The organism is Streptomyces sp. NPDC045956, assembly GCF_056430705.1.
The window spans coordinates 427,997-452,962 of sequence record NZ_JBWKKZ010000007.1 but is presented as its reverse complement, the minus strand read 5'-3'; the positions used below and the strand labels follow the sequence as shown (position 1 = coordinate 452,962).

The following is a 24,966-nucleotide window of genomic DNA, read 5'->3' as shown; positions in this document are numbered from 1 at the left end:
CGGGTCTAACGACTGGGAGATTCGGCGACGTCACGTCACGTCATGAGAATGCAGCGAATGCAGCACCCCCGCGGTGACCACGATCTGCCGCAGTTGCGGCGCTGGGCGGAGGAGGAATGACCGTGCTGGAGGGCGCGCGAGAGCGCTGGGTGCACACGGGCGGGGTCGAGCTGTGCGTGGCCGAGCTGGGTGACCCGCTGCGGCCCACGGTCGTCCTGGTGCACGGCTACCCGGACAGCAAGGAGGTCTGGTCCGAGGTGGCCGTCCGCCTCGCCGACCGCTTCCACGTGGTCCTCTACGACGTGCGGGGCCACGGCCGGTCCACCGCGCCCAGCCCGCTGCGCGGCGGGTTCACGCTGGAGAAGCTCACGGACGACTTCCTGGCGGTGGCGGACGCCGTCAGCCCCGACCGGCCCGTGCACCTGGTGGGCCACGACTGGGGCTCGGTGCAGTCCTGGGAGTTCGTCACGGTCAAGCACACCGAGGGCCGCGTCGCCTCCTTCACCTCGATGTCCGGCCCGTCCCTCGACCACTTCGGGCACTGGATCGGCGAGCGCCTCAGGCGCCCCACCCCGCGCCGGGTCGGCCAGGTGCTCGGTCAGGGGGCCAAGTCCTGGTACGTCTACCTGCTGCACACGCCCGTACTGCCGGAACTGGCCTGGCGCGGCCCCCTGGGCAAGCGCTGGCCGGGCATCCTCCGCCGCGTCGAGAAGGTGCCCGGCGGTGACTACCCCACCCCCTCCCTGCCCACGGACGCGGCGCACGGGGCCTGGCTGTACCGCGACAACGTACGGCCCCGGCTGCGCCGGCCGCGCGACGACGCCTACGCGCACGCGCCCGTGCAGCTGATCACGCCCCTCGACGACGCGTTCCTGTCGGAACGGCTCTACGACGGACTGGAGCTGTGGGCGCCGCGGCTGACCCGCCGCACGCTGCCCGCCAAGCACTGGGTGCCGCGCACCCGGCCCGACCGGCTGGCGGACTGGATCACGGAGTTCGTCGACGCCGTCGACGGCGGACGGCCCGCCACCACGGCGGACGGACCGCACACCGATCGCTTCGCCGGCCAGTTGGTGCTGGTCACCGGCGCGGGCAGCGGCATCGGCCGAGCCACGGCGCTCGCTTTCGCCGAGTCCGGCGCACGCGTGGTGGCCGTCGACCGGGACCCCGAGTCGGCCGCCCGCACCGCGGAGCTGGCCCGCCTGATCGGTGCGACGGCGGCCTGGGCGGAGACCACCGACGTCTCCGACGAGCGGGCCATGGAGAAACTCGCCGACAAGGTGGCCGCCGATCACGGCGTGGTGGACGTCCTGGTGAACAACGCCGGGATCGGTCTGTCGGGCTCCTTCTTCGACACCACGCCGGAGGACTGGAAGAAGGTCCTGGACGTCAATCTGTGGGGCGTGATCCACGGCTGCCGCCTGTTCGGCAGGCAGATGACCGAGCGCGGAGAGGGCGGCCACATCGTCAACATCGCCTCGGCCGCGGCCTTTCAGCCCTCCAGGGCCCTGCCGGCCTACAGCACCTCCAAGGCGGCCGTGCTGATGCTGAGCGAATGCCTGCGCGCCGAGCTGGCCGGGCAGGGGATCGGGGTCACGGCGATCTGCCCCGGTCTGGTCGACACCGGCATCACCTCGACGGCACGCTTCACCGGTGTCGACGCCGCCGAGGAGCGACGGCTGCAGCGGCGCACGGCTCGGCTGTACCGTCTGCGCAACTACCCGCCGGAGAAGGTGGCCGACGCCGTCCTGGACGCGGTCGTGCGCGACCGGGCCGTGGTCCCGGTGACGCCGGAGGCGCGGGGGGCCCACCTCGTGTCCCGTTTCCTCCCGGGGGCGTTGAGGCGGCTCGCCCGGGTGCAGCCGCCGCTGTAGTTTCCACAGGAGAGGCCAATCAGCCTGTGGATAACCGCACTTGGCTGTGGATCAAACCTCGATGGCAAAATCGATCGCGTGATGTGTGTCGCTGTCGGCAGGCTGGGTCCATGTCACAGGAACACATGGACGACAGACGCACCGTGAAGGTCTCCAAGTATCTGTCCAGGCATCTGCGCCATCAGCCGGAGAGGATCGGGCTCGTCCTCGACGACGGCGGGTGGGTCGAGATCGACACGCTGATCGCCGCCGCGGCCGCGCACGGCTTCCGCTTCACCCGCGAAGAGCTCGACCACGTGGTCGCCACCAACGACAAACGGCGCTTCGCGACCGAGGGCACCCGCATCCGCGCGAGTCAGGGCCACAGCGTCGACGTGGACCTCGGACTGGCCGCGGCGGTCCCGCCGTCGTACCTCTACCACGGGACCGTCGCCCGGCACCTGGACGCGATCCGCGCCGAAGGGCTGAAGCCCATGGACCGGCACGACGTGCACCTGTCGGCGGACCGCGAAACCGCGACCCGGGTCGGCGCCCGACGCGGCAGGCCGATCGTGCTGACGGTGGACACCGGCGCCATGCAACGCGACGGCCACGTCTTCCACCTCAGCGCGAACGGTGTCTGGCTGACGAAGCACGTGCCGCCTCGATATCTGCGTCTTCCCGCTCCGCACTGATCCCGTGCGACCGGCGTCGACCGTGCCCCGCCGCCGCACCGCGGCGACGCCGCGGACATCGACGACCTCGCCCCGTCGAAGATCCGTCGCCCACGGTGACGCCCACCCCTGTTTCACGTGAAACAGGGCCGCTCCGCATAGGCTCGGAGACATGAGTCTGCGCCTGAGCACCGTGATCCTTCCCTACCGCCGCTGGCACGACGGCGGCCGTTCGACCTGGACGCGTGCCGAGCAGCTCGGTTTCCACACGGCCTACACCTACGACCACCTTTCCTGGCGCAGCTTCCGGGACGGCCCGTGGTTCGGCGCCGTGCCGACGCTCACCGCCGCCGCGTCGGTCACCGAGCGGCTTCGCCTGGGCACGCTGGTGACCTCGCCGAACTTCCGGCACCCGGTGACGCTCGCCAAGGAGCTGATCTCCCTGGACGACATCTCCGGCGGCCGGGTCACCCTCGGCATAGGAGCGGGCGGCACCGGTTTCGACGCCACCGCACTCGGCCAGGAACCGTGGACGCCGCGCGAGCGGGCCGACCGGCTCGCCGAGTTCCTCCCGCTGCTCGACCGGCTACTGACCGAGGACGCCGTCTCCTACGAGGGCGACTTCTACTCGGCGCACGAGGCGCGCAACATCCCGGGATGCGTGCAGCGCCCGCGGCTGCCGTTCGCGGTCGCCGCGACCGGGCCGCGCGGGCTGCGCCTCGCCGCGCGCCACGGCCAGGCCTGGGTGACCACCGGAGACCCGAAGCTGTACGAGGACGGCACCCCGGAGCAGTCGGACCGGGCGCTGCGGGGACAGGCCGACAAGCTGGCCGACGCCTGCGCCGCGATCGGCCGCGAGGCGGGCGAACTCGACAGGGTCCTGCTCACCGGTTTCACACCGGACCGCAGTCGCCCGCTGGAGTCCGTGGACGCCTTCGTCGACTTCGCCGGCCGCCACCGGGACCTGGGCTTCACGGAGCTGGTCGTCCACTGGCCGATCCCGGACTCCGACTTCACGGCGGACGAGAAGGTCTTCGAGCGGATCGCCATGGAGGCCCCGGCCCAGCTGAAGGGATGAGAGCCATCGCTCACAGATGCGCGGACTCTCGCACGGACGTGCAGGCATATGCGTGACAATGAGCCGGTGACCTCAGCGACCCGACAGCCCGAGCCCTCCGCCGCCGCCACCCGCCCCCGACTCATCGCCACCGACCTCGACGGCACCCTGCTGCGCGACGACAAGTCGGTCTCCCCGCGCACGGTCGCCGCGCTGGCCGCCGCCGAGAAGGCGGGCATCGAGGTCTTCTTCGTCACCGGCCGCCCCGCCCGCTGGATGGACGTCGTCAGCGCCCACGTCCACGGGCACGGCCTCGCCATCTGCGGCAACGGTGCCGCCGTGGTCGACCTGCACGGAGGCCCCGGCACCCACCGCTTCGTCAAGGTGCGGGAGCTGGCCCGGGAGACCGCGCTGGACGTCGTACGGCTGCTGCGCGAGGCGGCGCCCGGCACGGTGTACGCGGTCGAGCAGACGTACGGCTTCCATCAGGAACCGGCCTACCCGAAGCTGCACATGGAGGTCCCCGACGACCTCCTGCCCGCCGAGGAGATCCTCGCGCCGGACGGGCGCGCCGCCACCGAGCCGATCCTCAAGATCCTCGCGTTCCACCCAGAGCTGGACCCCGACGGATTCCTCACCCTGGCCCGTCTCGCCGTCGGCGACCGCGCCAACGTCACCCGCTCCAGTCCCAGCGCCCTGCTGGAGATCAGCGGACCGGAGGTGTCCAAGGCCAGCACGCTCGCCCTGTGCTGTGCCGAGCGCGGCATCTCGCACGAGGAGGTCGTCGCCTTCGGCGACATGCCGAACGACGTGGAGATGCTCACCTGGGCAGGGCAGTCGTACGCGATGGGCAACGCGCATCCCGACGTGATCGCCGCCGCCTCGGGACGGACGGTGGCCAACAACGAGGACGGGGTGGCGGTCGTCATCGAGCGGATCCTGGCGGGCCTGCCCCGGTAACCGTCCCGCACCCCGCATCCGTCCCGTCAGAGCGCCACCCCGCGCCGCGCCAGCCACGGCACCGGGTCGAGCGCCGAGCCCGTCTCCGGGGTGACCCGCACCTCGAAATGCAGGTGGGGGCCGGTGGAGTTGCCCGTGCTCCCCGACTGACCGAGCCACTGGCCGGGGCGCACCCGCTCACCCTGGTCGACGGCGACCGCGGCGAGATGGGCGTACTGGCTGTAGTAGCCGCCCGCGTGCTGGACCACGACCTGCATTCCGAAGGCGCCGCCGCACGTCACGGTCACCACCCGGCCCGTGCCGACCGATCGCACCGGAGTTCCGACCGGCACCGCGAAGTCCTGGCCGGTGTGCCGGTTCGCCCACCTCGCCCCGCCGCTGCCGAAGGACGCCGACAGCTCGTACGTCTCCACCGGCGCGACCCAGGACCGGCGGAACCGCGCGTCGGGCTGGTCGAGACGGATCGCGCCGGGACAGGAACCGGCCGCCACCGAGGCATCCGCCTGCCCCTCCAGGCGCGAACGGGCCGCCTCCAGCCGGCCCTCGATCCCCCGCTTCAGCTCCGCGAGCCGTGCGTTGCGCCCCTCCAGAGCCCGCCGGGCCGACCGCGCCTCGGCCTCGTCCGCGGCGAACCGGGCCTCGGCCCGCAGGCTCTTGCCGATGGCCCTGTCGACGGCCTGATCAGCGCGGGACAAGACACGCCGGCCTCGCAGCAGCTCGTCCGGATCGTCCGCGAGGAGCATCCGCACGGTGTACGGGAGCCCACCGCCCGCGCGGTACTGGGCGCGGGCGATCCGGCCCAGATCCTCGTGCCCGGCGTCGATCCTCTCCCGCTGCCGGTCGAGCCGCTTCTCGTACGCCAGCGCCTTCGTCCGCTGTGCCTCCGCCTCGCGCCGCCCGTCCTCGTACTGCTCGGTGGCCCTGGCCGCGTCCTCGTACAGCCGCGCCACCTGTGGGCCGAGACCGGTGCCGGGGCCGCCGTCCCCGGCCATGGCGTCGGTGGGGCGGGCGGCGAGCACGGCGAGCGCGCACAGCAGCACCGGAACGAGCAGCGGATGCCGACGACGTGAGCGCATGCCGGCGATCGTGGACCGGAGGCCGGCGCGCGGCCCCCTGCGACTCGTACGACGGGGGGACCGGTTACCGCACACGGAGCAGTGCGCCTGCTGCATCCGGGGGAGCGACGACGGGCGACCGTGCTCAGTACGGTGCCTCCCACAGCACCGTCGTGCCGTCTCCGTCCCGGCCGATGCCCGGGCCCAGCCGGCTGGCGCCACCGACGGCCTCGGCACGGCGCTCGAGGTTGTGCAGGCCGCTGCGCCGCCCGCCCTCCGGGACCCCGACTCCGTCGTCGGCGACGGTCAGCCGCACCCCCGGACGCCCGTCCGGCAGGACCGCCGCCGCGTCGACGACCACCTCGATCCGGGTGGCGTGCGCGTGCCGGAACGCGTTGGACAGAGCCTCGCGCAACGCCGCGATGAGGTTCTTTCCGGTCACCTCGCCGACGGCGGTGTCGACGGGGCCGGTGAAACGGTGCGAGGGCGTGAATCCCAGCGGCACGGCGGCCAGCTCGACCTCCCGCAGCACTCGGGTGCGCAGCCCGGCGGGTGCCTCGGCCGGCTGTCGCAGCGCGAAGATCGCCGAGCGGATCTCCTGGATGGTGACGTCGAGTTCGTCCACGGCCCCTCCCACCCGCTCGCGCACCTCGGGGACGGTGGAGCCGCGCCGAGCGCTCTCCAGCATCATCCCCGTGGCGAACAGCCGCTGGATGACGAGGTCGTGCAGGTCCCGCGCGATGCGGTCGCGGTCCTCGTACACCGCGAGCCGTTCCCGGTCACGCTGGGCGTCGGCCATCATCAGCGCCAGCGCGGCCTGTGCGGCGAACCGTTCGCCGAGCGCTCGCTCCGTGCGCGTGAAGGGGTGCTCGCCCCGGGCGCGGGGCATGACGAGGGCTCCGAGCACCCGCGCGTCCCGGCGCAGGGGCAGCAGCATGATCGGCCCGTAGGCGCGTACCGGTCCGGCCTCCAGGCGCCGGTCGGTGGCGGCGTCGTCCACGAACACGGACCGTCCGGCAAGGAGTTCACCGACGACGCCGTTGTCCGCCGGGATGACAGTGCCCAGGACGTCCGCGGGACGCTCCGCCGACACGGCCACGATCTCCAGGCCACTCCCGTCGGCCGGCAGCAGCACGATCCCGGCCGCCGCTCCGGACAGCCGGCGTGCCTGTTCGGCGACGGTCTGGAGGGCCTCGTCGCCGTCACCACCGGACAGCAGGGCGGTGGTGACGGCGACCGACCCGTCGATCCAGCGCTCCCGCCGCTGGGCGGCCTCGTACAGCCGCGCGTTGCCGATGGCGATGCCGGCCTCCGTGGCCAGGACCCGGACCATGGCGAGGTCGTAGTCGTCGAACGGCGCTCCGGCCCGCTTGTCGGTCACGTACAGGTTGCCGAAGACCTCGCCCTGGACGCGGATGGGCACACCGAGGAAGCCGCGCATCCGCGGATGGTGCTCGGGGAAGCCACAGGAGCGCGGATCGTCGGTCAGGTCCGTGAGCCGGACCGGCGCCGGGTCGCGGATGAGTGCGCCCAGCAGGCCCTTGCGGCCGTCGGGCAGATGGCCGATCCGCCGGGCGGTCGCCTCGTCGACGCCGTGGTGCACGAACGCCGCGAGGCCTTCACCGTCCTCGTCCACGACGCCGATGGCCGCGTACCGGGCGTCGGCCAGGTCGGCCGCGGTCTCGCAGATCCGGTGCAGGGTGGAGTGCAGTTCCAGTCCGCTGCCCACCGACCGCATCGCGTCCAGCAGTCTCGGTACCCGCGCCAGGAACTCGGCCGTGGCTCCGTGCCGGGGCTGCGGGGTGCCGGGAGAGGGTCCTGAGGGCATGACCCGAGCCTAATGAGACCTTTTTGTTCGGGAAAGTCGGATTCCTGGAGTGCTCCGGAGAATCGGCACGGACCGTTCCTCACCGCGCTCCGACCAGAAGCTCCGACGCCGCCTCACGCTCGGCCATCGCCCGCAGCGGCCCCGGCACCGCGGCCAGCTCCGCGTACGTCCCCCGCTGGACCACCCGGCCCTCGTCCAGCACGATCACCTCGTCCACGGCCCCCAGGCCCGCCAGCCGGTGCGTGATCAGCAGGGTCGTACGGCCCTCGGTGGCGGCCAGCAGATCGGCGGTGAGCGCGTCGGCGGTCGGCAGGTCCAGGTGCTCGGCGGGCTCGTCCAGCACCAGGACCGGAAAGTCGGCGAGCAGCGCACGAGCCAGCGCCAGTCGCTGCCGCTGCCCGCCGGACAACCGGGCGCCGTGCTCCCCGACCAGTGTGTCCAGGCCCTCGGGCAGGCTGTCGGCCCACTCCAGCAGCCGGGCTCGCGCCAGGGCGTCGCGCAGCTCGTCCTCGGTGGCCTCCTTCCTGGCCAGGAGCAGGTTCTCGCGCACCGAGCTGTCGAAGAGGTGCGCATCCTGGGCGCACAGTCCGACGAGCCGCCGTACGTCGTCACCGGCCAGGGCGTAGGCGTCGACACCGGCCAGCGTGTAGGAGCCCGCGTCCGCGTCGAGGAACCGCAGCAGCACCTGGGCCAGCGTCGTCTTGCCGGACCCGGACGGCCCGACCACGGCGACCCGGCGTCCCTCCGCCAGGGTCATGTCGAGCTGCGCCACGGCGTCCCGGTCCTGCCCGGAGTGGCGCGCGGCCAGCCCTTTCAGGACGACCGGGAACGGTGACGCGGGCGCCTGCCGTGGCGTCTCCGGCTCCCGTACGGGCTCGGGGGCGTCGAGCACCTCGTACACCCGCTCGGCGCTCCGGTGCACGCGCTGCCGGTACTGAACGGCCAGCGGAAGCCCCAGTACGGCCTCGAAGGCCGCCAGGGGAGTCAGCACGACGACGGCCAGGGCCACCCCGGCGAGCCGCCCGTCGGCAACCGCCTGGACCCCTACGACGGCGGCGCCCGCGACGGTCAGCCCGGACACCAGGGCCGTGAGCCCGTCCCCCACCGCCGTGGCGGTGGCGGCGCGCGAGGCGATCCGGGTGAGCGCGCCGTCGGCCCGGCGCGTCTCGGCGGACCGCGCGGGCAGTGCGCCGGCGACAGTCAGCTCGGCGGTGCCGCTGAGCAGGTCGGTCACCCGGGTGGCGAGCAGGCCACGGGCGGGCGCCAGCCGGCCCTCGGCCCGGCGCGAGACGAGGCCGGTGACCATCGGGACGCCGACTCCGGCCGCCAGCAGCCCCACCGCCAGCACTGCGCCGGCCTCCGGCAGCAACCAGGCCGTGAAGCCGACCGACGCCGCCGAGACCACCACCGCGGACGCGGCGGGCAGGAGCCAGCGCAGCCAGTAGTCCTGCAACGCGTCGACGTCGGCGACCAGCCGGGACAGCAGGTCACCCCGTCGGCTGCGGCGCAGCCCCGCGGGCGCGAGCCGCTCCAGGCGCCGGTACACGGCGACCCGGGTGTCGGCGAGCATCCTCAGCACCGCGTCGTGCGACACGAGCCGCTCGGCGTACCGGAAGACGGCCCGCCCGATGCCGAAGGCACGCGTGGCCGTCACGGCCACCATCAGGTAGAGCACGGGCGGCTGCTCGGAGGCCCGTGAGATCAGGTATCCGGAAGTGGCCATCAGGCCGACGGCACTGCCGAGGGCCGCACTGCCGAGCAGCAGGGCCAGGCCGAGCCGCCCGCGCCGCGCCGCGGACATCGCGCGCACCCTGGCGAGGACACCGCCTCGGGGCACCGGCGCAGAGGCCGGCGCGCCGGGGGACACCGCAGCCGCGCTTCCGGATGCCTCGTCGAGAGCGCGCGCGGCCGGTGCCCCTCGAGAGCCGTCGGCCGCGACGGCGGGGACGGGCTCCTCCAACCGCACCACGCGGTCGGCCACTTCCAGCAGGGCCGGGCGGTGCACCACCAGCAGGACCGTCCGCCCCTCGGCCAGCCTTCGCACGGCGGCCACGACCTCGGCCTCGGTGGCCCCGTCCAGAGCGGCCGTCGGCTCGTCGAGGAGCAGGACCGGCCGGTCCGCGAGGAACGCCCGGGCCAGCGCCAGCCGCTGTCGCTGTCCGGCGGACAGCCCGGCCCCGTCCTCCCCGAGCACCGTCCCCGTCCCCTCGGGCAACGCGTCCACGAACGTCAGCGCGCCCGCGTCCCGCAGCGCGCGCCGTACGGCGTCGTCGTCGGCGTCCGGCCGGGCCAGCCGTACATTCTCGGCGATGGTGCCGGCGTAGAGGTGCGGATGCTGCGGCACCCAGGCGACGCGGGCGTGCCACTGCGCCAGGTCGAGGCTGTCGAGCTCGGCTCCCCCGATACGGATCCGCCCCCCGGCCGGTCGCACGAAGCCGAGGAGGGCGTTGAGCAGCGTCGACTTTCCCGCCCCGCTCGGACCGACGAGGGCGACCGTCTCCCCGGGCCGGACGGTGAAGCGCACCCCCGTCACCGCGTCCGCGGCGCGTCCGGGATAGCGCACCGTCACATCCTCGAAGGACAAGGCGGTGTCCGCCGGTACCCGGCCGGTCCCCCTCGCCGGTACGGGGCGCTCCAGTACCTCGAAGATCTCCTCGGCGGCGGCGAGCCCCTCGGCCGTCGCGTGGTACTGCGCCCCCACCTGCCGCAGCGGCAGATAGGCCTCGGGCGCGAGCACGAGGACCACCAGACCGTCGTACAGGGCCATGTCACCGTGGACCAGCCGCATGCCGATGGTGACGGCGACGAGCGCCACGGAGAGCGTGGCGAGCAGCTCCAGCGCGAAGGACGACAGGAAGGCGATCCGCAGCGTCCGCATGGTCGCCTGCCGGTACTCGCCGGTGATGCGCTTGATCGACTCGGCCTGTGCCTTGGCCCGTCCGAAGACCTTCAGCGTCGGCAGCCCCGCGACCACGTCGAGGAAATGCCCGGACAGCCGGGACAGCAGACGCCACTGCCGCTCCATACGGGTCTGTGTGGCCCAGCCGATCAGCACCATGAAGAGCGGGATGAGCGGCAGGGTGCCGACGATGACGGCCGCCGAGACCCAGTCCTCGGTGACGATGCGGGCCAGCACCGCCACGGGCACGACGACCGCGAGCCCCAGTTGCGGCAGATAGCGCGAGAAGTAGTCGTCGAGGGCGTCGACTCCGCGGGTGGCCAGCGCGACCAGCGATCCGGTCCGCTGCCCGCTGAGCCAGCCGGGACCGAGCGCGGTCGCCCGCTCCAGCAGCCGGCCCCGCAGCTCCGACTTCACCGCCGCGCTCGCTCGGTGCGCGGCCAGTTCGGTCAGCCAGCCGACCAGGGCCCGCCCGCAGGCGACGGCCACCAGGAGCAGCACGGGCGTGCGGAGTTCGGCCACCGTGAGGCCGTGCTGGAAGGCACCCACCACCACCTCGGCGATGAGCATCGCCTGGGCGACGAGGAGCCCGGCGCCGATCGCGCCCAGGACGACGACCGCCATCAGGAAGAACCGGGTCGCGCGGGCGTACCGCAGAAGACGTGGGTCGATGGGTTTCACGTGAAACATGCCCTCCCGTCCCGAGGGTGCGTTTCACGTGAAACATGATGCTGTGCCACGTGATGCACCCCTTCGGACTCAGTGCGCGGCTTCGGCGAGGTGCTGCGTGCCGATCCGCTTGCGGAACACCCAGTAGGTCCAGCCCTGATAGAGCAGGACGACCGGTGTGGCGACCACGGCCAGCCAGGTCATGATCTTGAGGGTGTAGGGACTGGACGAGGCGTTGGTGACGGTGAGGCTCCAGTCCGCGTCCAGGGTGGACGGCATGACGTTCGGGAAGAGCGTCAGGAAGAGCATCGCCACGGAGGCCACGATGGTGAGGCCGGAGAGGGCGAACGACCAGCCCTCACGCCCGGCCTGGTTGGCCAGCAGCGCGACGACGAGCGCGGCGACGGCCACCACGAGAGCGACCAGGCTCTTGCCGTCACCGTTGTCGAACTGCGTCCAGAGCAGGAAGGCCAGGGCCAGCACCGCCGCCACGAGACCGACCCGCAGGGCCAGCGCCCGTGCCCGCACCCGGATCTCGCCGACGGTCTTGAGTGCGGTGAACACCGTTCCGTGGAAGGTGAACAGCGTCAGCGTGACCAGGCCGCCCAGGAGGGCGTACGGGTTGAGCAGCTCCCAGACGGAGCCGACGTACTCCAGGTCCCGGTCGATCTTCACGCCCCCGACGATGTTGCCGAAGGCCACGCCCCACAGGAAGGCCGGTATCAGCGAGGCCCAGAAGATCGCTGTCTCCCAGTTGCGCTGCCAGCGCTCCTCGGGGCGCTTCACCCGGTACTCGAAGGCGACGCCCCGGACGATGAGGCAGACCAGGATGACGAGCAGCGGAAGGTAGAACCCGGAGAAGAGCGTGGCGTACCACTCGGGGAACGCGGCGAAGGTCGCGCCGCCGGCCGTGAGCAGCCACACCTCGTTGCCGTCCCACACCGGGCCGATGGTGTTGATCAGCACGCGCTTCTCGGCCCGGTTCCGGGCGAGCAGCCTGGTCAGCACACCGACCCCGAAGTCGAAGCCCTCCAGGAAGAAGTAGCCGGTCCACAGGACGGCGATCAGAACGAACCAGACGTCGTGCAGTTCCATGACGATGCGGCTCCCTCGGCCTAGTAGGAGAAGGCCATCGGCTTGTCGGCGTCCCGCAGGTCGCCGCCGATCTTCGTGGGCGGGTTGAGGTCGGCCTCGGTGAGTTCGGGCGGGCCCGCCTTGACGTACTTGGCGAGCAGCCTGACCTCGATGACGGCGAGGATGGCGTAGAGCGTGGTGAAGACGACCATCGAGATGATGACCTCCGCCTGGGACACACCGGGGGAGACCGCGTCGCGGGTCTGCATCACGCCGTAGACGACCCAGGGCTGCCGGCCCATCTCGGTGAAGATCCAGCCCCAGGAGTTGGCGATCAGCGGGAACGCCATCGTCCACAGGGCCAGGAGCCAGTACAGGCGGGTGAGTCTCGCGCCGAGCGGCTGGCGGAAGAGCACCAGATGCGGCACCTCGTCCTCACCGGTGCGCAGAGCGGCCGGCAGCAGGAACTTCTTCCGTGTCAGCCACAGGCCCAGCAGACCGAGGGAGAAGGACGCCATGCCGAAGCCGATCATCCAGCGGAAGCCCCAGTAGGCGACGGGGACGATGGGCTTGTAGTCACCCGGGCCGAACTTCTCCTGAAGGGCCTTGTTGGTGTCGTTGATGCCGGGCACGTACGAGTCGAAGTCGCTGTGGGCCAGGAAGGACAGCAGGCCGGGGATCTCCAGGGCGACCTTGTTGTGGCCCTCGTCGACGTCCCCGTAGGCGAAGACCGAGAAGGGCGCCGGTTCCTCACCGTCCCACAGGGCCTCGGCTGCCGCCATCTTCATCGGCTGCTGCTCGTACATGACCTTGCCGAGGGTGTCGCCGCTGATCGCGGTGAGCATGCCGCCGACCGCCAGGGTGACCAGACCGAGCCGGAGCGAGGTCCGCATCACCGGGATGTGCTTCTTGCGCATCAGGTGGAAGGCGGCGATGCCGACCATGAAGGCGCCGCCCGTCAGGAAGGCCGCCGAGAAGCTGTGGAAGACCTGGTTGAGGGTGGTGTTCTGCGTCAGCACCGCCCAGAAGTCGGTCAGCTCTGCGCGGCCCTTCTCCTCGTTGATCCGGTAGCCGACGGGGTGCTGCATCCAGGAGTTGGCCGCGAGGATGAAGTAGGCCGACAGCAGGGTGCCGATCGAGACCATCCAGATGCAGGCCAGGTGGATCTTCTTGGGCAGCTTGTCCCAGCCGAAGATCCACAGGCCGATGAAGGTGGACTCGAAGAAGAAGGCGATCAGCGCCTCGAAAGCGAGCGGGGCTCCGAAGACGTCACCGACGAAGCGGGAGTAGTCCGACCAGTTCATGCCGAACTGGAACTCCTGCACGATGCCGGTGACGACACCCATGGCGATGTTGATCAGGAAGAGCTTGCCCCAGAACTTGGTGGCCCTGAGGTACTTCTCCTTCTCGGTACGGACCCAGGCGGTCTGCAGACCGGCCGTGAGGGCGGCCAGCGAGATCGTCAGCGGGACGAACAGGAAGTGGTAGACGGTCGTGATGCCGAACTGCCATCGCGCCAGCGTCTCCGGCGCCAGAGCCAAGTCCACGTCGTCACTCTCCTTGCGTTGCCACTCGCCGTGTCAGCGGCAGTTTGAGCGTGTATGTCACACCTATCTCGGGCGCAACCGGGACACGCTTGTGAACGCGTTCACATTCACAAGCAATTATGACTTACAGCTTTTCGGCACCGGAAGGGGGGCCCCCTGTGACGTCAACCCCTTGGCAAGGACTTCAACATCTTGTTGAATCCGCCGCATGAAGCTACGGATCTCATGGCCCGCGGGTCACCTCACCGCGGTACTCGACGACACGCCGACCGCGCAGGCCCTCCTGACGGTCCTGCCGCTCACCGCCTCCGCCCATACCTGGGGCGAAGAGGTGTACTTCGACACAGGCATGTCGGTTTCACGTGAAACGGACGCCCGGCAGGTCGTAGAACCGGGCACGGTCGCGTTCTGGACCGACGGCGACGCTCTGGCGCTCCCGTACGGGCCCACGCCGATCTCGCTGGGCGACGAGTGCCGCCTGGCGAGTCCCTGCAACGTGCTCGGGCGCCTCGACGGCGACCCGCGCCTGCTGGCCACCGTGCGCAACGGCGACCCGGTACGCGTCGAACTCGTCGACGCCTAGGACTGTGCAGCGCACCTGACCGCCGCACAGTCCGACCGGCCGCACGACGGCCTACATCTCCTGGCGGAACTCCTCCGACACCTTCAGGAAGATGTCGTTCGCCTCGCTCTCCCCGACCGTCACCCGCACACCCTCGCCCGGGAACGGTCGGACCACCACACCGGCCCGCTCGCACGCGCCCGCGAAGGCGACCGTCCGCTCCCCCAGCCGCAGCCACACGAAGTTGGCCTGGGTCTCCGGCACCGTCCAGCCCTGCGCGCGCAACGCGTCGACCACGCGCGTGCGCTCGCACACCAGCGAGCCGACCCGGCCGATCAACTCGTCCTCGGCACGCAGCGAGGCGATCGCCGCCTCCTGCGCGATCTGGCTGACCCCGAACGGCACCGCCGTCTTGCGCAGCGCCGCCGCCACCGGCTCGTGGGCGATCGCGAAGCCGACCCGGAGGCCGGCGAGGCCGTACGCCTTGGAGAAGGTCCGCAGGACGCAGACGTTGGGCCGCCGGCGGTAGATCTCGACGCCGTCCGGGACCTCGGGGTCGCGGATGAACTCGCGGTACGCCTCGTCGAGGACCACCAGGACGTCACTCGGCACCCGGTCGAGGAAACGCTCCAGCTCGGCCCTCCGTACCACCGTGCCCGTCGGGTTGTTGGGGTTGCAGACGAAGATCAGCCGGGTCCGGTCGGTGATCGCGGCCGCCATCGCGTCCAGATCGTGCACGTCGCCGGCCGTCAGGGGCACCTGCACGGAGGTCGCGCCACTGATCTGCGTGATGATCGGGTACGCCTCGAAGGAACGCCAGGCGTAGATCACCTCGTCACCCGGCCCCGAGGTCGCCTGGATCAGCTGCTGGGCCACGCCCACCGATCCGGTACCGGTGGCCAGGTGGGAGAGAGGAACGCCGAACCGGTCCGACAGCTCGCTCATCAGGGCCGTACAGGCCATGTCCGGGTACCGGTTGAACGACGAGGCCGCGGCCGTCACCGTCTCCATCACGCCCGGCAGGGGCGGGTACGGGTTCTCGTTGGAGGACAGCTTGTAGGCCACCGGGCCGTCGGCCGCGGCGGGCTTGCCCGGCTTGTAGGTGGGGATTCCCTCCAGCTCGGCACGCAGCTTGGGGCTCGTCTCACTCACCGCAGTCCTCCTCATGACCACCACCGTCGAATACTCCTCACCTTAAGAGGATTCGGCGCCCCTGCGTATAGGGGAGGCCGGACCTCCTCCGTCACACTGGCATCAGGGGCATCAGTGCACGAAGGCGCACGATTCGGGGGGCGCGCCGCACATATATCTACGCGCCGGTGGCTCGCGCCGTGGCGCGCATCCCCCGTGCAGGTGAGTTGAGACCTCTTCGCAACATCCGCCACGGGGCAGGCCCTCGGTGGTCGACACGTCAGATACTGGGTCGGTATACGCCAACTGGCGTGCTTTCCATGGCTGTTCGCCCTTGATGATCATGCAGAAACGTGACTGTCAACGCGTGCATATGCGTCCGCCCTACCCCGCCCCATGAGCCCTACTATCGGCTCGCCATGACAGCAGCAGGGAAGCACCAGGTGAGCCGCGCGGAAACCTCCCGTCGAGGCAGCCGGCCGGGTCGGGCGGGCATCAGGGACGTGGCCGCCGCCGCCGGAGTCTCCATCACGACCGTCTCCGACGCCCTCAACGGCAAGGGCCGACTCCCGGATGCCACCCGGCGCCACGTGCGCGAGGTCGCCGACCGACTGGGCTACCGGCCCTCGGCGGCCGCCCGCACGCTCCGCACCGGCAAGTCGGGACTGATCGGCCTGACCGTGACGACGTACGGGGATGAACCTTTCACCTTCACCGAGTTCGCGTACTTCGCCGAGATGGCGCGCGCCGCCACGTCGGCCGCGCTCGCCCGCGGCTACGCCCTCGTGATCCTCCCGGCGACCTCCCGTCACGACGTGTGGTCCAACGTCGCGCTCGACGGCACGGTCGTCATCGATCCCTCCGACCACGACCCGGTCGTCAGCGAGCTGGTACGGCAGGGCTTACCCGTCGTGTCCGACGGCCGTCCGGCCGGCACGCTCCCCGTGACCGCCTGGGTCGACAACGACCACGAGGCCGCCGTGCTCGGCATCCTCGACCACCTCGCGGACGCCGGCGCCCGCAGGATCGGCCTGCTCACCGGCACCACGACCGACACGTACACCCACCTGTCGACCACCGCCTACCTCCACTGGTGCGAGCGTGTCGGGCAGGACCCGGTCTACGAGGCCTACCCGGCACACGACCCGTGCGCCGGCGCCGTCGCCGCCGACCGACTGCTGGCCCGCCCGGACCGGCCCGACGCCGTCTACGGCCTCTTCGACCCGAACGGCACCGACCTGCTCGCCGCCGCCCGCCGCTACGGGCTGCGTGTCCCCGAGGACCTGCTGCTCGTCTGCTGCAGCGAGTCCACCGTCTACGCCAGCACCGAGCCGCCGATCACCACGTTGTCGCTCAAGCCCCGCCGCATCGGCACGGCGGTGGTCCAGGTCCTCATCGACGCCATCGAGGGACTCGACTCGGAGCAGCCGGTCGAGCAGGTGATACCGACCGAGCTGATCGTCCGTACGTCGTCGCAGCGCCGTCCGCCCCGCACGACGGTCAGTCCCCCGCGGTCACCCGAGCGCGAGTAGCAGCGCCGGGCCGGCACGGCCGGAGCGTGACCGCGTCACCTCTGCGGATGACCAAGACCGGCCCAATCGGGGCGAAAGCCGCGGTGAAGCGGAGTCCTGTTCCGATTCACCACCCCTGGGTCATCACACAGCGCGATCCGCATTCCTATGATGGGCCCACACACCGCGGGCCGCTGCGACCAGGCAGTCCGAAGCGGTGCAGATGCGGCGCGATGGTGGAGGGGTCGATGACTCAGGGGGCCAGTCAGGGACCCGAGGTGGAGCGGACGGCGACGGTGCGCGACTTCCGGGTGCCCGCGTACGTCCACGAGACCGCTCCGTACGCCGGCTCCGGCGCGCAGGTGAGCGAGGTCGCGCCGCCTTCCGAGGCCAGGGACGCGGAGCCCTATCCGGAGGGGTACACACCCACTCAGCGGGATCTGCCCGTCATCCGCCGGGGTGACACGGTCCAGGTGGCCGTGGATCCCGAACCGGTGGTGGTGCAGCAGGCCGCCACGGGGCAGGGGCCGCTGTTCGTCGTCGGTGACGTGCACGGATACCTCGACGAGCTGCTGGCCGCCCTGCGGGAGAAGGGCCTCGTCGACGAGGCGGGCCAGTGGTGCGCGGGGACCTCGCGCCTGTGGTTCCTCGGTGACTTCACCGACCGCGGCCCGGACGGGATCGGCGTCATCGACCTGGTGATGCGGCTGTCCGCCGAGGCCGCCGCGGCCGGCGGCTACTGCAAGGCGCTGATGGGAAACCACGAGCTGCTGCTGCTCGGCGCCAAGCGGTTCGGCGACACCCCCGTCAACTCCGGTGCGGGCACCGCCACCTTCCAGGCAGCCTGGCTGCTGAACGGCGGGCAGAAGACCGACATGGACCGTCTGCAGGACCACCACCTGCAGTGGATGGCCCGCCTCGACGCCCTCGAAGAGGTCGACGGGCACCTGCTGGTCCACTCCGACACCACCACCTACCTCGACTACGGCCGCTCCATCGAGGAGGTCAACGACACCGTCCGCGAGGCGCTCACGCGCAACGACGCGGAAGAGGTGTGGGACCTGTTCCGCAAGTTCACCAAGCGCTTCTCCTTCCGCGACGAGGGCGGCGCCGACGCCGTGCGCTCCCTGCTGGACACGTACGGCGGCACCCGCATCGTCCACGGCCACAGCCCCATCCCCTACCTGCTGGGCGAGGTCGGCTCCGAGGACGGCGAGGACGACACGCGTACCGCTGTCGAAGGACCTCACGTCTACGCGGACGGATTGGCCATCGCGATGGACGGCGGGGTGACCATGGCCGGAAAGCTGCTGGTCCAGCAACTGCCGCTCGACGTCTGACCGTTTCCCGGGCGCTCCGGGCGGCAGTGGCGCGTGTACAGGTCGGCACCCAATTTCTGGAAACCCCCTGTCACCCGCCACCGTCACCGCTCTACCATCGGCTTATCCGTAGCAGGCTCCCCTCCGTTTCTGCCCGACGGCTCGTTGGCATGCGAGCCCCAAGCCCTACGGAGCATCGGGGGATGCACATGAACAGCGTTCCGCAGCACCTGCCGAACGAGGACCGCCAGGAGTACGAGCGGATCCTCGACGAGGCGCTGCGCTCCGCACCACACCGCCCGGAACTGGCCGCACTCGGACAGCGGCTGAACACCGAACAACTGCGCACCATGGCACTCAACGCGACCGCCCTCATCACCGCGGCGGCCACGACCGAGTACCGGCACTACGTGAAGGCCCGCGAGGAACTGCGCCGGCCGGCGCCGTCCACCGGGACGCCCGCCACGCGCGAGTCCGGCTCCGAGGAGTCGGGCACGGGCGCGGGGGGACTGGCCGCCACCGTGGGCGAGGTCGCCGAGGCGACCGGCGCGGGTGCCGTCGCCGTCGTCGCCGTCCTGGCGCCGGTCCTGGCCGGTACCGCCGCGGCGATCTTCCTGCTCGTCGGGTACATCCTCAAGATGCTCGATCCGGGGCAGGCCTTCGCGCAGACCATGCTCACCACCGGCTGGGTGTTCGGCGCCATGACCGCGGTGGCGATCCTCGTCGCCGCGGTGGGGCTGCTGCTCACCGCGCTGCGCAACCACTCCTCGACCGAGCCCGGCCCGTACGGCGAACTCGACGAGGAGGTGGCCCGGGCCCGGGACGCCTGGCGCGAGGCCCTGCTGGAACGGGGCATCCTGCCGTTCCTGCGGGAGGCGCTGGCGGCCCCGGGTAACACGGCCCTGCACCCCACGGGGCCCGCGGCACCCACGAGCCGCATGCCGCACCTGGGTTACGGCCGACCGGGGTTCACGAGTCCCGGGGAGGGCCGAGGCGCGTCGCAGCGTCCGAGCTATTCGAGTCCGGACTTCAGCAGCCCGGACTTCGGCGGCCCGGATCACCGGCCCGAGTAGCCTCCGGCCTGGGCGGGCAACGGGTCAGAGGATGCCCGCCCGGCCGGCGGCAGTGATCCACGACGGGAACTCCGACAGCAGGCGGTCGTACAGCTCCGGATCGGGGACGGTGCCGATGTCGTCCACGGCGAAGAAGCCCACGTTGTCGACGCGTCGGCCCGGCAGGGTGTCGAACCGTTCGAGGACCCCGTAGTCGGACCGCCCGAGCCCGACGAACTGCCAGAAGACGGGTTCCTCCACCGCCTCCCGCAGCTCCCGCTCGATCTCGGCGTTGCGGTAGACGCCGCCGTCGGAGAAGAAGAGCACGAGCGTGGGAGCCGACGCCGGGTTGTCGCGGACGAAGGCACGCACCTCGGCGATGACCTTCTGCTCCTCGTTCTGGATGCCGACGGCGCGCATGTCGACCTGCTCGGGGTGCAGGCCCTTCTTCCTCCCGCGGCGGAAGAGGCTGATCTCGCCCACGCGTACGTGCAGCCGCAGCCACTCGGGCAGCTCACCGAGGCGGAGGTCGGGCAGGCGTGCCGGGTTCGACGCGAAGGTCCAGGCCTGCATCTCGCCGTCGTCGTCGAGTTGCGCCGCGACGGCGGCCATCCGCTCCACGACGTCGGCGACGACGCCCTTGGAGTAGAGGAAGGACATGGACCCCGACGCGTCGAGGACGAGGACGACGCGCGCGGTGGCACCGGCGGCCCCGTGCTTGCTCAGGCTGACCGCGACCTGCTCCTTGCGCAGGGACAGCCGCTTGCGCATGTCGACGGGCAGGCGTTCCTCCCCCTTCGTCAGGCGGGGTCCTGCGCTGCCGGCTGCCGGTGCCGGTGTCGCGGGGGGTGCCGGCGGCGTGGAGACCGGAGGGGGCGGGGGAGCCGGGGGCGTCTGCGTCGTGGGCCGGGCGGCGGCGGGCGCGGAGACGGGCGGCGCGTCGTCGACGGTGATGCCGAAGTCGGTGGCCACCCCGGCCAGCCCGGAGGCGTACCCCTGACCGACCGCGCGGAACTTCCACTTCCCCTGGCGCCGGTACAGCTCACCGCCGACCAGGGCTGTCTCCGTCCCGGCCGTCATGTCGAACCGCGCCAGCTCGGCACGGGTGCCCGCGTCCAGCAACCGCAGGGACAGCCCCGGCACCTGGCCGAAGGTCCCACCGTCCGCCGAGGCGCACAGGACGATCCGGTCGACGGCCGCTTCGACCTCGCGCAGGTCCACTTCGACGGCGTCGGTGGTCACGTCCGCGGCCGTGCCTGCACCGCCCTGTTTGCCCAGATGCCGCACCGCGTCGGACGTGTGGCGGGGCTGGTTGTAGAAGACGAAGTCCCCGTCGTCCCGGACCCGTCCGGCCGCTGTGAGCAACAGCGCGGACGCGTCGACCTCGGGCACGCCCGGCCCGGCGGACCAGACGAGCTCGACGCGCACCGCGGGGGAGTCGACGGCGAGATTGGCACCCTTGCTCAGGGATGTGGCTGTCATACGCCCAGTCTGCCGAGGCGGGTCCCCGGTGGGGAGGGGGCAGGCCCGGCGGTCCGCCCCCTTCGTCACCGGAGCCGTCGGCTCAGTCGACTCAGTCGACTCAGTCGGCGATCGGCAGGTAGACCCGGTTGCCGGCGGCGGCGAACTCCTTCGACTTCTGGGCCATGCCCTCCTCGATCTCGGACTTGCTGCCCCCGTGCTCCCGTCGGATGTCCTGCGAGATCTTCATCGAACAGAACTTCGGCCCGCACATCGAGCAGAAGTGGGCCGTCTTGGCAGGCTCGGCCGGCAGGGTCTCGTCGTGGAACTGGCGGGCCGTGTCGGGGTCGAGGGCCAGGTTGAACTGGTCCTCCCAGCGGAACTCGAACCGGGCGTCGGACAGCGCGTCGTCCCACTCCTGTGCACCTGGGTGCCCCTTGGCGAGGTCGGCGGCATGGGCGGCGATCTTGTAGGTGATGACGCCGGTCTTGACGTCGTCACGGTTGGGCAGGCCCAAATGCTCCTTGGGCGTGACGTAGCAGAGCATGGCCGTGCCCCACCAGGCGATCATCGCGGCACCGATGCCGGAAGTGATGTGGTCGTACGCCGGCGCGACGTCCGTCGTCAGCGGGCCGAGCGTATAGAACGGAGCTTCATCGCAGATCTCCTGCTGAAGGTCGATGTTCTCCTTGATCTTGTGCATCGGGACGTGGCCCGGGCCTTCGATCATGGTCTGTACGTGGAAACGCTTGGCGATCGTGTTGAGTTCCCCGAGCGTACGCAACTCCGCGAACTGCGCCTCGTCGTTGGCGTCCGCGATCGAGCCCGGCCGCAGTCCGTCGCCGAGGGAGTAGGTGACGTCGTAGGCGGCGAGGATCTCGCAGAGTTCCTCGAAGTTCTCGTACAGGAACGACTCCCTGTGGTGCGCCAGACACCAAGCCGCCATGATCGAGCCGCCGCGCGAGACGATGCCGGTCTTGCGGTTCGCCGTGAGCGGTACGTACGCCAGGCGCACTCCGGCGTGGACCGTCATGTAGTCCACGCCCTGTTCGGCCTGCTCGATGACCGTGTCCTTGTAGATCTCCCAGGTCAGCTCCTCGGCGCGGCCGTCGACCTTCTCCAGGGCCTGGTAGAGCGGCACCGTTCCGATGGGGACGGGCGAGTTGCGCAGCACCCACTCGCGGGTGGTGTGGATGTTGCGGCCGGTGGACAGGTCCATGACCGTGTCGGCGCCCCAGCGGGTCGCCCAGGTCATCTTCTCGACCTCCTCCTCGATGGAGGACGTCACCGCCGAGTTGCCGATGTTGGCGTTGACCTTCACCAGGAACCGCTTGCCGATGATCATCGGCTCGATCTCCGGGTGGTTGACGTTGGCCGGCAGGACGGCGCGGCCCGCCGCGATCTCCTCGCGGACCACTTCCGGGGACACGTTCTCCCGGAGGGCCACGTACTCCATCTCCGGGGTGATCTCGCCGCGCCGTGCGTACGCGAGCTGCGTGACCGCGCCGCCGTCCCGGCCGCGCCGCGGCTGACGCGGGCGGCCGGGGAAGACGGCGTCGAGGTTGCGCAGGCCACCCCGCGGAGAGGTGTGCTTGATCCCGTCGTCCTCGGGACGGACGGGGCGGCCCGCGTACTCCTCGGTGTCTCCGCGGGCGATGATCCAGTTCTCCCGCAGCGGCGACAGCCCCCTGCGGACGTCGGTGTCGACGAGCGGATCGGTGTACGGGCCGGAGGTGTCGTACAGCGTGACCGACTGCCCGTTGGTGAGGTGCACCTGACGGACCGGCACCCGCAGGTCGGGGCGCGAGCCCTCGACGTACGCCTTGTGCCAGCCGATGGACTTCCCGGTCTCCGCGGGCTCCTCCTGGGAGGAGTTCTGCGCGGAGGCAGGCGTGCGTGCGTCCTTGATGGTCATGAGACCTACTCCCTACGCCGGCATTACCCGGTAACAGGTTCGGCGGTCGACGCAGCGGCTTCCGTCTGCGGATGCTTCGTGGCAAACATCACTCGGTGTCGGTGACGTTTCCCGTGAAACATCGCTGGGACGGAGGTCAGCGCCCTCTCAGCCCGGTGCTCCGAGCTCCCGCGTGTACAAAGGTGCCCCCACGCTAGCGTCAATTCGGGCGCGGTGAACAGAGGGCCCCCCTCGTTCTTGCGATGATCGGTCGGTGACCACACCGCAGCATCCTCCCTTCCCGCCGCACGAGCCCCGCCGCGGTCCGGGCGCCGAGAACGGCGACGGCCGCGCGGCCGGATCCGCCCCGCACGGCCCTCACGCCGCACCGGGCGCGGGAGACGGCAGATACGACACGGGCGGCGGGCACCTCGCTCACGGCGGTCACGGCGGTCATGGCGGTGACGGAGGCCATGGCAGTCACGGCGATGGCGGAGGCCACGGCGGTCCCGGCAGCGGTGGAGGCCACGGAACCGGTGGCGGCCACGGTCACTCCCACAGTCACGGCCCGGCCGCGCCCGTGTCCCGGCATCTGCGGAAGGTCATCGCCGCGATCCTGATCCCCTTCACCGCCGCGGTGCTGGTCGGGCTGGCGGTGCTGTGGCCGGGCGGTGCGCCCCCGCACGAGCGCACGGGCGTCGGCTTCGACCGGCAGACCCAGCAGGCCACCGTCACCAAGGTGGTCGGGCTGAGCTGCCAGGCCGCCGGCAACTCGGGCGTCCCGCCGACCGGTGACACCTCCACCGCCGAGGGCTCCTCCGCGGTACAGCGGGCGAACGGCGAGTGCAAGCGAGCGACGATCCGCGTCGACACCGGCAAGGACAAGGGCCGTACCTTCACCGAGATCGTGCAGCCCGACCAGTCGCGGCAGCTGCACCAGGGCCAGGAGGTCGTGGTCGCCTACGAGCCCTCCGCCCCCGAGGACCTGCAGTACTCGGTGACCGACATCAACCGCCGACTGCCGCTGGCCCTGCTCGCCGGCATCTTCGCGCTCGCCGTCGTGGTCGTCGGGCGGCTGCGGGGACTCATGGCCCTCGTCTCGCTGGCCATCAGCTTCCTGCTGCTGAACTTCTTCATCCTGCCCGCGATCCTTCAGGGGTCGAATCCGCTGGTCGTGGCGGTCATCGGGGCCAGCGCCATCATGCTGATCGCGCTGTACCTGTGCCACGGCCTGTCGGCCCGGACGTCCGTCGCGGTGCTCGGCACCCTCATCTCGTTGCTGCTCATCGGCGTTCTCGGATCGCTGTTCATCGGCTGGGCCGCGCTCACCGGCAACACGGACGACAACACCGGGCTCATCCACGGGCTGTACCCGACGATCGACATGAGCGGTCTGCTGCTCGCCGGCGTCATCATCGGTTCGCTCGGCGTGCTCGACGACGTGACGGTCACCCAGACGTCGGCGGTGTGGGAGCTGCACGAGGCCAACCCGACGATGGGCTGGCGCGGGCTCTACCGCGCCGGCATCCGTATCGGCCGTGACCACATCGCCTCGGTCGTCAACACACTCGTCCTCGCCTACGCGGGCGCCGCGCTGCCGCTGCTGCTGCTGTTCTCGATCGCGCAGAGCGGAGTGGGGACGGTCGCCAACAGTGAACTGGTCGCGGAGGAGATCGTGCGCACCCTGGTCGGATCGATCGGCCTGGTGGCGTCCGTGCCGGTGACCACCGCTCTCGCGGCCCTCGTCGTGTCGGCCGACCGGCCGGCGGCGCAGGTGGCCGGAGCGGCACCGGGTGCGGGGGCTGCTCCCGTACGCGGCGGGCGGGGCCGCCGCCGCAAGCGCTGACCTGTTCCGGTGAAGCGTTACGCCACTCCCCGTCGAGCTGCGGGAACGGTTCAGCCCGCGCTCTGTTCCTCCGCCAGGATGCGGTCCAGCGCCTCGTCGAGGTGGGCGTCGAAGTCGGCGAGCGCGCCTTCCTGCCCCAGCGGCACCAGCTTGTCGGTCCGGTCGAGGAACGCCACCAGGGGGGCCGCCGACGAACGGAACAGCGCCTGGTCGGTGCCGACCTGAAGTCGGATCAGCACCTCGGCGAGCGGCTCGGGATCGACGGGCGCGATGCGCACGTCACCGTCACCGCACGGCCGGCCCACTCCGTCCACCAACAGCTCCCGGCCGAAGGCCCATGTCACCGGGGCGTCCCCGGGCAGATGGAAGGTCAGTCGCACGGCATAGGGATCACAGGTCTCGTACCCCAGCTCCACCGGGATGCGGAACGAGAGCTCCTCTGACACGAGAAAGCTCATCATGACCTCTGCCTGTACGGACTCGCCCATCGCCTACCCCGTCATTCGCCGTCGACTGTCCGGGAATCAAACCTCTAACACTGGTGGCATCTTGCTCAACGTACACACCAGATCAC

General features: G+C 71.1%; 18 protein-coding genes. 9 read left to right on the top strand and 9 right to left on the bottom strand.

Annotated features, from left to right (window positions below; all coding sequences use genetic code 11):
- Positions 1-116: 116 nt before the first annotated feature.
- The 4 genes from AC07FV_RS21275 (at position 117) to AC07FV_RS21260 (ending at position 4,544) form a co-directional block, all read left to right on the top strand.
- Positions 117-1,874, top strand: a complete 1,758-nt coding sequence (locus tag AC07FV_RS21275; RefSeq protein ID WP_479088914.1) for an SDR family oxidoreductase — start codon at positions 117-119, stop codon at positions 1,872-1,874.
- 125 nt (positions 1,875-1,999) lie between these two features.
- Positions 2,000-2,548: an RNA 2'-phosphotransferase gene (locus AC07FV_RS21270; protein WP_479088948.1), complete on the top strand. Its 549-nt coding sequence runs from the start codon at positions 2,000-2,002 to the stop codon at positions 2,546-2,548.
- Between the two features lie 151 nt (positions 2,549-2,699).
- Entirely contained in the window at positions 2,700-3,605 is a 906-nt protein-coding gene (locus AC07FV_RS21265; RefSeq protein ID WP_356602725.1) for an LLM class flavin-dependent oxidoreductase, read from the top strand.
- A 48-nt stretch (positions 3,606-3,653) separates the two neighbouring features.
- Positions 3,654-4,544, top strand: coding sequence for a Cof-type HAD-IIB family hydrolase (locus AC07FV_RS21260; RefSeq protein ID WP_479088913.1), 891 nt, complete (start codon positions 3,654-3,656; stop codon positions 4,542-4,544).
- A 26-nt stretch (positions 4,545-4,570) separates the two neighbouring features.
- On the opposite strand, the gene AC07FV_RS21255 is transcribed toward AC07FV_RS21260, so the two are convergent.
- The 5 genes from AC07FV_RS21255 to AC07FV_RS21235 all read right to left on the bottom strand — a co-directional run bounded on the left by AC07FV_RS21255 (position 4,571) and on the right by AC07FV_RS21235 (position 13,616).
- Entirely contained in the window at positions 4,571-5,620 is a 1,050-nt protein-coding gene (locus tag AC07FV_RS21255) for a M23 family metallopeptidase (protein ID WP_479088912.1), read from the bottom strand.
- Between the two features lie 124 nt (positions 5,621-5,744).
- Entirely contained in the window at positions 5,745-7,427 is a 1,683-nt protein-coding gene (locus AC07FV_RS21250) for a GAF domain-containing sensor histidine kinase (RefSeq protein ID WP_479088911.1), read from the bottom strand.
- A 79-nt stretch (positions 7,428-7,506) separates the two neighbouring features.
- The gene (gene cydD, locus AC07FV_RS21245) at positions 7,507-11,007 is read right to left on the bottom strand and encodes a thiol reductant ABC exporter subunit CydD (protein WP_479088910.1); all 3,501 of its coding nucleotides are present in this window, start codon (positions 11,005-11,007) and stop codon (positions 7,507-7,509) included.
- Positions 11,008-11,085: 78 nt separating this feature from the next.
- Positions 11,086-12,090 carry a cytochrome d ubiquinol oxidase subunit II gene (gene cydB / locus AC07FV_RS21240; RefSeq protein WP_479088909.1) on the bottom strand — a complete coding sequence of 335 codons (1,005 nt, stop codon included), beginning with the start codon at positions 12,088-12,090 and terminating at the stop codon, positions 11,086-11,088.
- Between the two features lie 20 nt (positions 12,091-12,110).
- Entirely contained in the window at positions 12,111-13,616 is a 1,506-nt protein-coding gene (locus AC07FV_RS21235; protein WP_479088908.1) for a cytochrome ubiquinol oxidase subunit I, read from the bottom strand.
- Positions 13,617-13,824: 208 nt separating this feature from the next.
- On the opposite strand from AC07FV_RS21235, the gene AC07FV_RS21230 reads away from it, so the two are divergent.
- A complete protein-coding gene (locus AC07FV_RS21230) occupies positions 13,825-14,199 on the top strand; it encodes a cyclophilin-like fold protein (RefSeq protein ID WP_479088907.1) in 375 nt (124 codons plus the stop codon).
- Between the two features lie 51 nt (positions 14,200-14,250).
- On the opposite strand, the gene hisC is transcribed toward AC07FV_RS21230, so the two are convergent.
- Entirely contained in the window at positions 14,251-15,330 is a 1,080-nt protein-coding gene (gene hisC / locus AC07FV_RS21225) for a histidinol-phosphate transaminase (RefSeq protein WP_479088906.1), read from the bottom strand.
- 398 nt (positions 15,331-15,728) lie between these two features.
- Here hisC and AC07FV_RS21220 point away from each other — a divergent pair, with 398 nt between their 5' ends.
- The 3 genes from AC07FV_RS21220 to AC07FV_RS21210 all read left to right on the top strand — a co-directional run bounded on the left by AC07FV_RS21220 (position 15,729) and on the right by AC07FV_RS21210 (position 19,212).
- The gene (locus tag AC07FV_RS21220; RefSeq protein ID WP_479088905.1) at positions 15,729-16,841 is read left to right on the top strand and encodes a LacI family DNA-binding transcriptional regulator; all 1,113 of its coding nucleotides are present in this window, start codon (positions 15,729-15,731) and stop codon (positions 16,839-16,841) included.
- Positions 16,842-17,053: 212 nt separating this feature from the next.
- The gene (locus AC07FV_RS21215) at positions 17,054-18,160 is read left to right on the top strand and encodes a metallophosphoesterase (protein WP_479088904.1); all 1,107 of its coding nucleotides are present in this window, start codon (positions 17,054-17,056) and stop codon (positions 18,158-18,160) included.
- A gap of 182 nt (positions 18,161-18,342) precedes the next feature.
- On the top strand, positions 18,343-19,212 hold the full coding sequence (locus AC07FV_RS21210) for a hypothetical protein (protein ID WP_479088903.1): 870 nt from the start codon (positions 18,343-18,345) through the stop codon (positions 19,210-19,212).
- A gap of 24 nt (positions 19,213-19,236) precedes the next feature.
- Here AC07FV_RS21210 and AC07FV_RS21205 read toward each other — a convergent pair whose 3' ends face one another.
- Positions 19,237-20,673, bottom strand: coding sequence for a VWA domain-containing protein (locus AC07FV_RS21205; RefSeq protein WP_479088902.1), 1,437 nt, complete (start codon positions 20,671-20,673; stop codon positions 19,237-19,239).
- Positions 20,674-20,773: 100 nt separating this feature from the next.
- Positions 20,774-22,567 carry a phosphomethylpyrimidine synthase ThiC gene (gene thiC / locus AC07FV_RS21200; RefSeq protein WP_479088901.1) on the bottom strand — a complete coding sequence of 598 codons (1,794 nt, stop codon included), beginning with the start codon at positions 22,565-22,567 and terminating at the stop codon, positions 20,774-20,776.
- A 253-nt stretch (positions 22,568-22,820) separates the two neighbouring features.
- Between thiC and AC07FV_RS21195 the strand changes: the two genes are divergently transcribed.
- Positions 22,821-24,392: a YibE/F family protein gene (locus tag AC07FV_RS21195; RefSeq protein WP_479088900.1), complete on the top strand. Its 1,572-nt coding sequence runs from the start codon at positions 22,821-22,823 to the stop codon at positions 24,390-24,392.
- A gap of 50 nt (positions 24,393-24,442) precedes the next feature.
- On the opposite strand, the gene AC07FV_RS21190 is transcribed toward AC07FV_RS21195, so the two are convergent.
- Positions 24,443-24,880 (bottom strand): SsgA family sporulation/cell division regulator, encoded by a 438-nt coding sequence (locus AC07FV_RS21190; protein ID WP_053133836.1) that lies wholly within the window; start codon positions 24,878-24,880, stop codon positions 24,443-24,445.
- Positions 24,881-24,966 lie beyond the last annotated feature (86 nt).